General features: G+C 40.2%; 9 protein-coding genes. All 9 read left to right on the plus strand.

What is annotated here, in order from left to right; all coding sequences use genetic code 11:
* Window positions 1–606: an NUDIX hydrolase gene (locus RR45_RS00525; RefSeq protein ID WP_031366246.1), complete on the plus strand. Its 606-nt coding sequence runs from the start codon at window positions 1–3 to the stop codon at window positions 604–606.
* Window positions 607–639: 33 nt separating this feature from the next.
* Window positions 640–2,070, plus strand: coding sequence for an Asp-tRNA(Asn)/Glu-tRNA(Gln) amidotransferase subunit GatB (gene gatB, locus RR45_RS00530; RefSeq protein WP_031366245.1), 1,431 nt, complete (start codon window positions 640–642; stop codon window positions 2,068–2,070).
* A gap of 230 nt (window positions 2,071–2,300) precedes the next feature.
* Complete coding sequence (locus RR45_RS00535) at window positions 2,301–3,710, plus strand: MFS transporter (RefSeq protein WP_031366244.1); 1,410 nt, start codon at window positions 2,301–2,303, stop codon at window positions 3,708–3,710.
* A gap of 403 nt (window positions 3,711–4,113) precedes the next feature.
* On the plus strand, window positions 4,114–6,729 hold the full coding sequence (polA, locus tag RR45_RS00540) for a DNA polymerase I (RefSeq protein ID WP_031366243.1): 2,616 nt from the start codon (window positions 4,114–4,116) through the stop codon (window positions 6,727–6,729).
* 814 nt (window positions 6,730–7,543) lie between these two features.
* A complete protein-coding gene (locus RR45_RS00545) occupies window positions 7,544–8,272 on the plus strand; it encodes a zinc ribbon domain-containing protein (RefSeq protein ID WP_143188729.1) in 729 nt (242 codons plus the stop codon).
* Between the two features lie 25 nt (window positions 8,273–8,297).
* Window positions 8,298–9,488, plus strand: coding sequence for an iron-containing alcohol dehydrogenase (locus tag RR45_RS00550; protein WP_031366241.1), 1,191 nt, complete (start codon window positions 8,298–8,300; stop codon window positions 9,486–9,488).
* A gap of 516 nt (window positions 9,489–10,004) precedes the next feature.
* Window positions 10,005–10,460, plus strand: a complete 456-nt coding sequence (locus RR45_RS00555) for a MarR family winged helix-turn-helix transcriptional regulator (protein ID WP_031366240.1) — start codon at window positions 10,005–10,007, stop codon at window positions 10,458–10,460.
* Between the two features lie 88 nt (window positions 10,461–10,548).
* Complete coding sequence (locus RR45_RS00560; protein WP_031366239.1) at window positions 10,549–12,321, plus strand: ABC transporter ATP-binding protein; 1,773 nt, start codon at window positions 10,549–10,551, stop codon at window positions 12,319–12,321.
* A complete protein-coding gene (locus tag RR45_RS00565) occupies window positions 12,321–14,186 on the plus strand; it encodes an ABC transporter ATP-binding protein (RefSeq protein ID WP_031366238.1) in 1,866 nt (621 codons plus the stop codon). Before RR45_RS00560 ends, RR45_RS00565 begins: the two co-directional genes overlap by 1 nt.
* Window positions 14,187–14,304 lie beyond the last annotated feature (118 nt).

Consider the following 14,304-nt stretch of genomic DNA (forward strand, 5'->3'; position numbering starts at 1 on the left):
ATGTCAGTTGACCAATTGATTAAGCGGTTGAATGCGATTGCTGATGCAGGTTTGATTTATGGCAAGAATGCCTTTGATTTGGAACGCTATCAGGATATCAAAGATGTCTTGCGTGAATTGACAGGCGATTTGTCAGATTTAACACCAGCAGAACTTAGTGATTTATTTCTTCCAACTAGCCATTATCCAACACCGATGATTGATGTCCGAGCCTTTGTAAAAAACGATGATGGTAATGTCTTACTCGTCCGTGATCAAGCAAAAGGAGATTGGGCTTTACCTGGTGGGTATGGTGAAATTGGTTTTTCACCTTGTGAAAATGTCCTTAAAGAGTTAGTAGAAGAAGCAGGTGTCACAGGTGAAGTTGTTCGTTTGTTAGCTGTTTTTGATACGAATAAGTGGCAACCGCAAGGGAGACAGTATTATAAATTGGTCTTTGAATGTCACGCTTTAAGTGAAGATTTTCAAGTGAATAGTGAAACGTCAGAAATTGGTTATTTTAACTTGAAGGCCCTAACTGTTCCTTTGTCTGAGAAACGCAATACACGTTCACAACTGAATTTGCTAGAGGAGTTATCCCAAACTGGTAAGCAATACGTTGATTAGGCATTGACTCAAACAATAAATGGAGAAAAATAAATGAATTTTGAAACAGTCATTGGACTTGAAGTCCATGTCGAGTTGAATACCAACTCGAAAATTTTCTCACCAGCGCCTGCGCATTTTGGTGCGGGACCAAATGAGAATACCAATATTGTCGATTGGAGTTTTCCAGGTGTTTTGCCTGTCATGAATAAAGGGGTTATCGAATCTGGTATTAAAGCAGCGCTTGCTTTAAATATGGATATCCACCAAAACATGCACTTCGATCGCAAGAACTATTTTTACCCAGATAATCCTAAAGCTTACCAAATTTCACAATTTGATGAGCCGATTGGTTATAATGGGTCAATTGAAATCGAGTTGGAAGACGGGACTAAGAAGACACTTCGAATTGAACGTGCTCACTTAGAAGAAGATGCAGGTAAAAATACACACGGCACAGACGGCTACTCCTACGTTGACCTAAACCGTCAGGGTGTCCCTTTGATTGAAATCGTATCAGAAGCCGATATGCGCTCACCTGAGGAAGCATACGCTTACTTGACAGCTATTAAGGAAATCATCCAGTACACGGGCATTTCTGATGTGAAGATGGAAGAAGGCTCAATGCGTTGTGATGCCAACATTTCTCTACGTCCTTATGGTCAAGAAGAATTTGGTGTGAAAACAGAGTTGAAAAACTTGAACTCCTTTAACTTTGTCCGTAAAGGTTTGGAATATGAAGTGGCACGTCAAGCCAAAGTTTTACGCTCTGGCGGTGTGATTCAACAAGAAACACGTCGTTATGATGAGAAAACGGGCGAAACAACGCTGATGCGTGTCAAAGAAGGGTCATCAGATTACCGGTACTTCCCAGAACCAGATCTACCACGCTTTGAGATTTCAGATGCGTGGATTGACGAAGTCCGTTCAACCTTGCCAGAATTTCCGAAAGCACGTCGTGCTAAATATGTGGCTGAGCTCGGGCTTTCTGACTACGATGCGGCACAAATCACAGCAGCAAAAGATACGGCTGACTTCTTCGAAGCTGCGGTCAATGCGGGTGCGGATGCGAAATTGGCGTCTAATTGGCTGCAAGGTGAGGTCGCGCAATTCCTCAACGCAGAAGGGAAAAAACTTTCAGAAATTGGTTTAACACCAGAAAACTTGACTGAAATGCTCAAACTCATCGCTGATGGTACAATTTCATCAAAAATTGCTAAGAAAGTTTTCGTTGAATTGGCGAAAAATGGCGGTTCTGCCGAAGCCTTCGTTAAGAAAGCTGGCTTGATTCAAATCTCAGACCCTGCTGTTTTGGTACCAATTATTACAGATGTCTTGGCTAAGAATGAAAAAGCTGTCAACGATTACAAAGGCGGCAACAAAAATTCTGCCAAAGCCCTGATTGGTCAGCTGATGAAGGCAACCAAAGGTCAAGCGAATCCACAAGTTGTTCAAGAGTTGTTGTACGCTGAACTAGATAAATAAATAGGAGTTTATCATCTTGACGAGACTTGTAGGATGATAAAAGAAAAACTGATTCGGATGATACATTTGAGTCGGTTTTTCTTTATTTAAATGCTTGAGTATGATACCATGAGGAGATGGCTTTAAAATAGTTTGCCTGTCTCATCAATCAAACAGTTTTGTGTCAGATGATGATGTGGTAGTTAACGTATTAATTCTAATAACAAACAAGGAGGTTTGAAAAAAACACGATGACAGACAATACAACTGATAAAATATCTCCCAAATTAATTGCGGCGATTTTAGCAACGGGTATTCTTAATTTTGCCGGGATTACAGTCGAAACGGCAATGAATATCACTTTTCCGATTTTAATTGAGCAATTTAATATTGGGATTTCGACAGTTCAGTGGATGACGACGCTTTATTTACTGGTTGTTGCAGTGACTGTTCCAATCTCTTCATTTTTGAAACGTCGTTTTACACTTAAAAAATTATTTATTGTAGCTAATCTCTGTTTTATTGCGGGAGTTGTGCTGGATGCTATAGCACCAAGCTTCTCGATTTTATTATTGGGGCGTTTTGCTCAAGGCGTTGGGACGGGGATTGCCTTGCCTTTGATGTTTAACATCATCTTGGAACAAGTACCGCGTCAAAAATTAGGAACAATGATTGGTCTTGGAACCCTAATTACAGCAGTTGCACCAACGGTTGGGCCAACCTTTGGTGGGGTTATGGCAAGTTCACTGGGGTGGCGTTATATTTTCATCTGCCTACTACCAATCTTGATTTTCTCTTTTATCTTAGGAATTATGACCATTGAACAAAAAACTGAGCCTCAGAAAATTAAATTGGACGTGATAAGTTTTATGGCAATCGTTGCGACATTGGTTGGTTTTATTTATAGTCTCAGTAACTTGAGTGCTATGTCATTTATAAGTTTACACGTTTTAGGTGCTTTTGTGATGGGGATAGTTGGACTTGGGATCTTTATCTATCGTTCTAATCATCAAGAGAGTCCTTTGATCAACTTAGTTGTGTTCAAAAATGTCTCTTTTGATGGGCATGCTGTGAGTTCTTTTATTTTATTAGCCTCTTTACTAGGACTTAATCTTGTGTTGCCTAACTATATCCAGTTGGTGAACGGTGACTCAGCAGTTGCTGCAGGATTAGCAGTTTTGCCAGGTACGATTCTGAATGCTGTCTGCGTTTCTTTTAGTGGCCGTATTTATGATACCATTGGTGCAGCTAAACCGATTCTATTTGGTACTTTGCTCTCAATTATTTCTTTAGTTCTTTTTTGTCTCATGAGTAGCAATTTGACCAACTTAACGATTTCAATTCTCTTTGCTATCTACTGTATTGGCTTTGGGCTGACCTCAGGTAATGTCTTGACAAATGGCCTAGCTCAGTTGCCTAAAGACTTACAGACAGATGGCAATGCTGCGATTATGACGTTGCAACAATTCGCGGGTGCTTTTGGGACATCCATTACTGCCATTATCATCGCTTTCAGCCAAAAATCAGCTATTTCTAAAGTTATTGGAACCCAACACGGCTCACGAAATGCTTTAATTCTTTTCTTGATTATGGCTGCTCTTGAGTTTATGATTTTGTACTTTGTGATTAAAGTTTATCGTCAAGAAAAGATAAAAGCCTAATGTTCAAATAATGATTAAAGAACGGCTCTAAAGAGGGTTCTTTTTTAGTATCCTCTAGTAATTAAAACGCTATCTTAGCATCAGGAAATTCAATACTTTTTTGTTAAAATAAAAGCAAAGTCATCAGTAAATCATGAGTATATGTGGAGAAGAAGGTATAACAAGTCAAGCAGAAAAAATTAGAGAATCATTCAAGATATAAAATTGGATTATGTATCCAGTGCTAAAAATATTTTACTGAGCAATCTCTTATATTATGGTCACAGTGATATTTTTGAATCTCGCATTCAATTTGTCAATTTCGTGTGGTTGTTAAAATTAAGGACAATCGACAGTAAGTTAATTTGTGTAAATTATAAAGCGGACATCGGAGAGATGCCTGTTTTTATGTTAAAATAGAACCATGACAACTACAGAAAAAAAACTACTTTTAATAGACGGCTCATCCATTGCTTTTCGGGCCTTTTTTGCGCTTTACACGCAGATTGACCGCTTTGTTGCGCCGTCTGGTTTGCATACGAATGCGATTTTTGCCTTTCATACTATGTTACGTAATGTTTTGGATTCAGTCCAACCCACACACGTACTCGTCGCTTTTGATGCAGGCAAAACCACCTTTCGGACGGAAATGTACGCTGACTATAAAGGTGGGCGTGCGAAGACGCCCAATGAGTTCAGAGAGCAGCTACCATTCATTAAAGAAATGTTGGAGGCGCAAGGTATCAAGCATTATGAGCTAGCAAACTATGAGGCAGATGATATCATCGGTACCTTGGCGACGCAAGCGGAAAATGGTGACTTTGATGCGATAACGGTTGTTTCAGGCGATCGAGACTTGACCCAGCTGACCACAGACAAAACGACGGTGGAAATCACGATTAAGGGTGTGGCAGAACTTGAAACCTACACACCGGCTTATCTGAAAGAAAAATTAGGCTTAACGACTGCGCAATTTATTGACTTGAAAGCCCTTATGGGTGATAAGTCAGATAATATCCCTGGCGTGACGAAAATCGGTGAAAAAACTGGCATTAAATTACTGTTAGAATACGGCTCGCTCGAAGGTATTTATGATCATGTCGACGGCATGAAAACTTCTAAAATGAAAGAAAATCTGATCAATGATCGTGAACAAGCTTTCTTATCAAAGGAACTCGCGACGATTGATTTGGATTCGCCGATTGAGATTCAACTTGACGACGCGATTTTTCAAGGCGCTGACTATGACAGACTCAAAAAATTCTATCAAGAGATGGGCTTTCAGAAGTTTCTGGAAGACCTTGAAGGTGTGACAGAAAAGGTAATTGAAGAACTAGACTTTACAGTCGTTGGAGCTGCAGTGACGCCTGAGATGTTTCATGAGGAACAATTCTTCTATCTGGAAATTCTAGGCGAAGATTATCAGCGCGAACCGATTATCGGCTTTGCTTGGGGTGATGACAAGACGATTTATGTCTCAAAAAATGTCGATCTGCTCAAAGACTTCCATTTTCCTAAGAACACCTTTGATTTCAAGAAAAATAAGGTCTTACTAGGTCGCCATGGCATTGACTATCCACTCGTTACATTTGATACTATGCTTGCTAAATACCTCTATTCGACGATTGAAAATAATAAAATTTCAACAATCGCAGATTTATTTGGTCTGAATTTGCCAGACGATGATGTGGTCTATGGTAAAGGCGCCAAGCGTGCGGTGCCTTTTGACGATGTCCTTTATGATCATCTTGCTCGAAAAGTAGATGTCCTCGTCAAAACGAAAGCAGTCTTGCTTGATAAGCTACGGGAAAACGATCAGGAAAAACTCCTATCAGATATGGAGTTACCACTTGCTAATGTCCTCGCTAAAATGGAAATGGCAGGTATTAAAGTGTCAGGCGGCGTCCTAAGTGAGATCGGTCTGGAAAATGAAAGAGTCATCGCAGATTTGACAGCAGAAATTTATGAGCTTGCTGGTGAGACCTTTAATATCAATTCACCGAAACAACTAGGTGTCATTTTATTTGAAAAAATGCAACTACCTGTCATCAAGAAAACCAAAACAGGATATTCAACGGCTGTTGATGTTTTGGAACAGTTAGCACCACAAGCGCCAATCGTTGATAAAATCTTGAAATACCGTCAAATTTCTAAAATCCAGTCAACCTATGTCACGGGGTTACTCGGTGAGATTATGGCTGATGGCAAGATTCATACGCGTTATATTCAAGATTTAACACAGACGGGTCGTCTGTCAAGCGTACAACCCAACCTCCAAAATATTCCAGTTCGTTTGGCTGAAGGCCGTAAGATTCGCAAGGCTTTTTTACCTGATAAAGCAGACTCTGTCCTACTATCGAGTGACTACTCACAGATTGAATTACGGGTGCTTGCCCACATTTCAGGTGATGAACATTTGATTACGGCCTTTAACGATGGTGCAGACATCCATACGGCAACGGCTATGCGCGTGTTCGGTATTGAAAAACCAGAAGATGTCACGCCAAACGACCGTCGTAATGCCAAAGCCGTTAACTTTGGTGTTGTCTATGGCATTTCTGATTTCGGTTTGTCTAATAATCTGGGGATTACTAGAAAAGCTGCCAAAACATACATTGACACGTATTTTGAACGGTATCCTGATATTAAAAAATATATGGAAGATATCGTTAGAAGTGCTAAGGATAAAGGATATGTCGAAACCCTTTATCATAGAAGACGTAATCTACCAGAAATTAATGCTAGGAATTTTTCAGTGCGTTCATTTGCAGAGCGGACTGCCATTAATAGCCCTATCCAAGGTTCAGCGGCAGACATCTTGAAAGTTGCCATGATTAACCTCGATCGTGCGTTAACAGATGGTGGCTACCAAGCTAAAATGTTACTACAAGTTCACGATGAAATCGTCTTGGATGTGCCACGTGATGAGTTAGACACCATTAAAAAATTAGTCAAAACGACCATGGAAGATGCGATTGCACTTAAAGTACCGCTATTAGTTGATGAAAATAGTGGTAAGACATGGTATGAAGCGAAATAAACCAGTTGGTTATCATCCGATAAGATTTAACGGAAAAGCAGGCTTTCATAAGGCTTGTTTTTTTCGATAGAAAAGCTTTACAATATGGTATTTAACAAGATGGTTTAGACAAACTGCTGGTTGGACGAACATCAGTTATCATTCTTTATTTATAGTTTATACAAGATACTGCTTTCTGATGCGTGTGTTCTTTAAGTTTTATGGATTTTAGCAAGTATTAAAGGCGCTTGAACGCATTGTCAATTGTTGGATACAACAGTTATGGGGACGACACATGCGGACGCTTTTTTCGGGTCTGTTGCCTGTACACGTTTTCTAATGATGATGTTAAAAATTGGATTGAAACTGGTGGTGGTCATCATACGGTCGTCTTGTTACATTTAACTAGTGATTAAGTTATTACTTGGTCCAAAATGGTTGGTTTAGAGTTTGTCTTGATTTACTAAGCTTTTAATTTACAGACCTGTGTTTGCGCAATAAACTAAGGGATATGACAACGACTTGTGATAGGCCCGCCCCTTTGAAACCAGGTGGAAATATAGACGAAATTTGAAAAGAGAGAGAAGGAAAATAAGCGTCAAGGTATTGATGAAAAATAAGCAGCCGTTTATTTTAATGATACAGCAATTACTTTACTTTAAATATCTTATTTTTTGGAGGAAAAAGTGTATAATATAAATAGATTACACTAGGGTTTGAAAGGTATGAACTTCTCATTCTGCTAACATTTATGTGTATCTGTAACCAATATGGGTCCTGACCCATGATTTAAAATTAAGTCACACGACTGTCAGATTAGGAATGGAGAATGAAAATGAAATATTGCCAACACTGTGGAAATGAAATGAAGTTAGAGGACAGATATTGTCAAAATTGTGGTGCGGACTCGCAAGTGCCAGTGACACAAGCTGCTGATCTAACAGCAGAGACATCTGACGCAAAAGAGTCGATGTCTGGTACAGAAAGCACACAAGAGTCAGAAGACAAGACATCAGAAACTGCCTCAACTTCTCAAGATTCAGAAGAAGAGATACAAGCTATATCACCAGTTATACAAGAATCAGAAACAGCTTCACAAGATACATCATCAACCTCTCAAGAGACTGTTGCGCCAAATCAAGAAGAACCTATCGGCACTACCCAAACAGCATCAGCTTTTGCACAAGTAGCAGCTGCCACACCGTTGAATACTAATGGAATCGAAACTAAATTTAACTGGGGTGCTTTTGTGAGTCCTTTCAGTTTTGGGATTGCGCATAAGACTTATCTCGGTTTACTGAGCTTGCTAGCAATCATTCCGATTATAGGTTGGATTTTTGGGATTGTTTGGGCTTTTGTTTTCGGCTTTAATGGCGAAAAATGGGCATTAGAAAATGCTGCTAACCAGTATCGTGATAATGAAGAATTTCGTAAGGTTATGTCACCTTGGCATCGTTATGGTCTCGTAGCCTTTATCATCGCTGCAGTAGTCATTGTTCTTTACCTCATCATAATTATCGTGATGTTTTCATCTCTTTTACGCTTTAATGATTATAACTATTAATAGAACTCAAAAGGAGTAGTGAACCGTGAACAATTTCAGAATGTATGTACCAACGGATATCCGTTTTGGTAAAGATCGCTTAAATGAATTGCCAGAAGTCTTAGAACCTTATGGTAAGCGTGTATTGCTAGCTTACGGTGGTGGGTCGATTAAGCGCTTTGGTTTGTATGATAAAGTTGTCGACTTACTTGAAAGTAATGGCTTTCATATTATTGAGTTGGCAGGCATCGAGCCCAATCCTAAAATTGACTCAGTTCGAGCAGGTGTTAAACTCATCCGTGAACATGCCCTAGACGTTATCTTAGCAGTCGGTGGCGGTTCTGTTGTTGATGCAGCTAAAGTTATTGCAGGCGGTGTCTACTACGATGGAGATGCTTGGGATCTTGTCGAAGATAGCAGTAAAATGAGCAAGGCGGTACCAATCGTTGACATCCTGACACTTGCTGCAACAGGCACAGAAATGAACCGCAATGCCGTCATTTCAAATCCTGAACGCAATGAAAAACTCGGTACTAGTGGTTGGGAATTGTTGCCTAAAGTCTCATTCTTAGATCCAACCAATACTTTCACTGTTCCTGCCACTCAAACTGCCGCAGGCGCAGCAGATATTTTAAGCCATTTATTTGAGCAATATTTTAACCACACAGTTGGTGTAGATGTTCAAGACAATATTGCTGAGGGTCTAATGAAGGCAGTCATTCAGCACGCACCAACCGCCATTCAGACGCCGGATGATTATGTTGCAAGAGCTAATATTCTCTGGGCATCAACTCTTGCATTAAATGGCATTCCAGGCAACGGCCGTGTAGGTGGTTGGACTTGTCACCCAATCGAGCATGAATTATCAGCCTACTATGATATTACTCACGGCATTGGACTTGCTATCCTAACCCCACGCTGGATGGTATACTGCCTCAACCATGATGCCACGACGATTCCTAAATTCGCCCAATACGCACGCAACGTTTGGCACCTTGAAGGCGACGACGAGATCATCGCCCATCAAGCCGTCAAGGCAACCCATGATTTCCTCAAATCTCTGGGCATTCCTATGACCCTACCAGAAGTTGGCATCACAACTGATGAGTTGGTTACCGAGATGAGCGCGCAAGCCGTGCAACATGGTCATTTAACGCAAAGCGCTTATGTCGCTCTTGAAAATGACGATGTGGCTGAGATTATCCGTGCTTCATTTGACGAGATGACAGACTTCTAAACTCAGAAGAAATATTTGAAAAGCCTGAGAAATTAGGCGTTTTCAAATGTTTTTTGATTTGTTGCCTAATGTTTGACAAATTGAGATATCAGCAGTATAATTGTTATCACGCTAATAGTTATGCAACTAACAATATATACTCGTTTAGCTCAAAAAGTAACACCTTTTTGAGGGAAACTACGTTGTCTCTATTGGTTACTTGAAAGCAAAACTCTTTTTGCGCCGAGTAATCGCAGGCGCAGTGCTTTCAACTATTTTCAATCACTTCGTCGTTTGGCTATTATCTTAGCGATTTAGCGCTTAGATAAATAGCTATGTACCACGTGCCTAAGTGATTTATCACTTAGCCGTGGGACAATAAGTCTTACCGTATGCCTGTAAGCCTTCGACTTATCGCCTATGGCATTGAAGTTGACGTTTTAGCGGTTTTACCGCTTAGCCGTTGACTAATTGACTGAAAATAGTTAGAAAGTTGCGTATCACTTTTTTAGTTAAACGAGTGTAGAAAGAGGACAAATGAAGGAAGAAAATATAGGTGCAGAATTACGTGCGCTCAATATTTCACTGTTACGCTACCTAGCAAAACATAAAGTGAGAACGAACAAGGAGAAGTCTGACTATCCAGATGAAACACGAGGTTTACAAATCTGGGTTATTGATTATCTGATTAAACACCAAGATGAAGATATTTTTCAGAGAGATCTGGAAAAAGAATTTGTCATGCGAAGATCGACGGCAACTAACTTTGTAAAAAAAATGGAGCAAGCAGGACTAATCAGACGCAAACCTGTTGCCTATGATGCCAGGCTAAAGAAAATCATCCTAACTGACAAAGCTTTCGAATTACAGGCTGGGATGATGGCGAAAAAAAAGGAATTCGAAACACTTTTGCGTGGTGATTTATCTGAGCAAGAAATCAAACAATTCATCGCAACGATTCAAAAAATCAAACACAACTTGCATGAGCAATAAGTTTTTAATCTGAGACCAACTATGTCTTTAGACCATCAGATATGGTTACAATCAAAATCGTCATCTCAATAAAATAAAGGAAGTAAGTATGCTTAATATCTTAAAAAAAATCACTGGAAAAGAGCTTAGATATGCAGGTATCAGCTTGATTTTCATTGTTATTCAGGTTTATTTAGACCTTAAATTACCGGATTACATGAGTAAAGTAACTAAGTTAATCCAAGAAAAAGGCACAACCGTGTCACAAATCTTTGATGAAGGTCGCTGGATGATACTTTGTGCCTTCGGCTCACTCGTCGCCGCAGTCATCGTTGGATTCTTTGCTGCCAAAGTCGCTGCCGGTTTATCAAGAACGCTACGTCATGATGTTTACCATCAAGTCTCAGAGTATTCAATGGCTGAAATCAACCAATTTTCAACTGCCAGCTTGATTACCCGCTCAACCAACGATATCACGCAAGTTCAAATGATTGTGGCGATGGGGCTGCAACTCAGTATTAAAGCACCAATCACAGCTGTTTGGGCTATCATGAAAATCGCCAATAAATCATGGGAATGGACGACAGCCTTAGGCGTTGCGGTGCTGTTTCTTTTAGTCATGATTAGTATCATTGTGACACTTGCCATGCCGCGCTTTAAAATTATTCAAAAATTAACGGATAAACTGAACTCAGTGACCCGTGAAAACTTAACAGGTATTCGTGTCGTCCGTGCTTATAATGCGCAAAAATATCAATCAGATAAATTCGAAAAAGCCAACAATGATATCACATCGACTAACCTTTTTATTCAACGCTCAATGGCTTTCATGATGCCGATGATGTCACTTGTTTCATCTGGTTTGTCAGTTGCCGTTTATTTGATTGGTGCGACCATTATTAAAGCCGCAAGCATTGGAACTCCAGCTAATTCACCACGTATCAATCTCTTTTCAGACATGGTTGTGTTTACTTCTTATGGGATGCAAGTCGTGATGGCATTTATGATGTTGACGATGATTTTCATTATGTTTCCACGTGCCAATGTTTCTGCTGGACGTATTAATGAAGTGATTGAAACAGCATCAACCATTAAAAATGGGACAAAAGATGGTTCAGCAGCTAAAGAAGTTGGAACGGTCGAATTTAAGAACGTTTATTTCCAATACGCTGATGCTTCTGAACACGTCATTGAGGGAGTGTCATTTAAGGCGAATAAAGGTGAAACAGTTGCTTTCATAGGCTCGACCGGTTCTGGTAAATCAACACTGATTAACTTGATTCCGCGTTATTATGATGTGACTGCTGGTCAAGTCCTAGTTGATGGTGTCAACGTTAAAGCATACAGAGAAGAGGCATTGCATGATAAGATGGGCTTCATTCCACAAAAACCAGTCATGTTTAACGGTACCATTCGGTCAAACTTGGCATTTGGTACCAATGCACATGGTGAATTGACAGATGAAGACTTGATGAAAGCTGCACGTATTGCACAAGCAGAAGAATTCATTAAGAAAAATCCTGATGGTCTTAACGCCGAAGTTTCTCAGGGTGGTCTTAACCTATCAGGTGGTCAAAAACAACGGCTCGCCATTGCTCGTGCCATTGCCCGCAAGCCTGAAATTTTAGTCTTTGATGATAGTTTTTCAGCCTTGGACTATAGAACTGACCGCATTTTAAGGGATACTTTGAAACGTGAAACAGCTGACACGACGAAACTCATCGTTGCGCAACGGATTGGCACGATCATCGATGCTGACCAAATTATTGTTCTGGATAAAGGTAAAGTCGTGGGTCACGGAACGCATGACGAGTTGATGGCAAGTAATGAAGTCTATCAAGAAATTGCCTATTCACAACTGTCTAAGGAGGAATTAGCCTAATGCCGACAATAAAAAATACCCCTAAAAAATCTCATAGCGGTGGCTTTGGACCAGGTCGTGGTCTCGCTTCCGGCGGTGAAAAACCCAAAGACGTCAAAAAAGCCCTAGGCGATTTAGTGAGATATGTCAAACCCTGGTATGCAGCAATTCTAGTCGCAGCAGCAGCAGCATGTGGTGGTGCTTATTTGACGATTATCGGGCCTGACCGCTTATCAGAAATTACCAATAAGATTATGGAAGGGTTGAAAGCCAGCTTTATCCCGAAAGGGATGCCAGGTCATGGCGATATTGACCTGAAAGCTATCACATCAATTGGGATAACGTTAATTGCTTTCTATTTAGGTTCAGCGATTCTGAGTTATGCCCAAGGATTTATCATGGCAACCGTGACGCAGCGGGCATCTAAAAAATTACGTCAGGATATTTCGACTAAAATCAATAAATTACCATTGCGTTACTTTGATAGTCACCCTTATGGTGATACGTTATCGCGCGTGACAAATGACGTGGATGCCATTAGTCAAGCGCTTAACCAATCTGTTGGTAGCTTAGTCTCAGCATTGACTTTGTTCTTTGGTACAATCATTATGATGTTTAAAACCAACGTTGAAATGAGTCTGACTGCCATTGCGACAACAGCTATCGGTTTTGGTTTAATGATGTTGATCATGACTAAATCACAAAAATTCTTTAACGCCCAACAAAATGGGCTCGGCGAGGTCAATGGTTTTGTGGAAGAAGTTTACACAGGTCATAACATTGTCAAAGTCTCTAATGCAGACAAAGCCAAACAAGATGAGTTTGATGAAATCAATGAACGATTGTATAATTCAGTTTGGAAATCTCAATTTCTGTCTGGCTTGATGATGCCAATCATGCAATTTATTGGTAACTTTGGTTATGGTGCGGTCTGTTTGGTTGGGGCGATTTTAGCCATTGACGGTAAAATAGAATTTGGCGTGATTGTTGCCTTCATGATTTATATTCGTCTGTTCACCCAACCCTTAACACAAATTGCACAAGCGGTAACGTCTATGCAATCAGCAGGGGCAGCCTCAGAGCGGATTTTCACATTCTTCGCGGAGCCTGAATTAGAAGACGAAACTGGTAAAGCAACGACATTGGTCAACCCTAAAGGGGCTGTTGAATTTAAAAATGTACGCTTTGGTTACACTGATGAACGTGTGATTATCAATGATTTCTCAGCTAAAGCTGAACCAGGGCAAAAGATTGCTATCGTGGGTCCAACAGGTGCGGGTAAATCGACCATGGTTAACTTGCTGATGCGTTTCTATGACATCAATTCTGGTCAGATCATCATTGATGGTACGCCAATTATGGCTATCACGCGTGAGGCTGTTCATGACCAGTTTTCAATGGTCTTGCAAGACACGTGGTTGTTTGAGGGCACAGTAAAAGAAAACTTGATTTACAATCAAACGAATATCACAGATGAACAAGTCATTGCTGCTGCTAAAGCGGTTGGCGTCGACCACTTCATTAATACCCTGCCGAATGGTTATGACTCTGTATTGAAAGACGCGGAAGAATTATCAGTTGGTGAGCGTCAACTCTTGACTATTGCGCGTGCACTTTTGAAAGATGCGCCAATGTTGATTCTTGATGAGGCGACATCATCTGTTGATACACGGACAGAAGAATTAATTCAAAAAGCCATGGATAAACTCATGGAGGGTCGGACAAGCTTTGTCATTGCGCATAGATTGTCGACTATTAAAAATGCTGATTTGATTCTCGTCATGAAAGACGGTGACATCATTGAAAGTGGTAATCATGAAACCTTACTTGAGCAAGGTGGTTTCTACGCTGATTTGTATAATTCACAGTTTGAAAGCGTTGCTTAATTGATAAAATGAAAAAGTAGTTTAGACAATTGTCTAAACTATCTTTTTTTGTCAAAAAAAATCGACTAAAAAGGGTCACTAATGGCATATATAAAGTCGTTTAGGGTATACGGTGTTT

It is taken from the genome of Pseudolactococcus chungangensis CAU 28 = DSM 22330 (genome assembly GCF_002441885.1).
Classification (GTDB): domain Bacteria; phylum Bacillota; class Bacilli; order Lactobacillales; family Streptococcaceae; genus Pseudolactococcus; species Pseudolactococcus chungangensis.

Bases quoted from the DNA above. Each gene is read 5' to 3' on its own strand.
- RR45_RS00545 (WP_143188729.1), top strand. From the start codon at position 7,544: ATGAAATATTGCCAACACTGTGGAAATGAAATGAAGTTAGAGGACAGA.
- RR45_RS00525 (WP_031366246.1), top strand. From the start codon at position 1: ATGTCAGTTGACCAATTGATTAAGCGGTTGAATGCGATTGCTGATGCA.
- RR45_RS00535 (WP_031366244.1), top strand. From the start codon at position 2,301: ATGACAGACAATACAACTGATAAAATATCTCCCAAATTAATTGCGGCG.
- RR45_RS00565 (WP_031366238.1), top strand. From the start codon at position 12,321: ATGCCGACAATAAAAAATACCCCTAAAAAATCTCATAGCGGTGGCTTT.
- RR45_RS00555 (WP_031366240.1), top strand. From the start codon at position 10,005: ATGAAGGAAGAAAATATAGGTGCAGAATTACGTGCGCTCAATATTTCA.
- RR45_RS00560 (WP_031366239.1), top strand. From the start codon at position 10,549: ATGCTTAATATCTTAAAAAAAATCACTGGAAAAGAGCTTAGATATGCA.
- polA (WP_031366243.1), top strand. From the start codon at position 4,114: ATGACAACTACAGAAAAAAAACTACTTTTAATAGACGGCTCATCCATT.
- gatB (WP_031366245.1), top strand. From the start codon at position 640: ATGAATTTTGAAACAGTCATTGGACTTGAAGTCCATGTCGAGTTGAAT.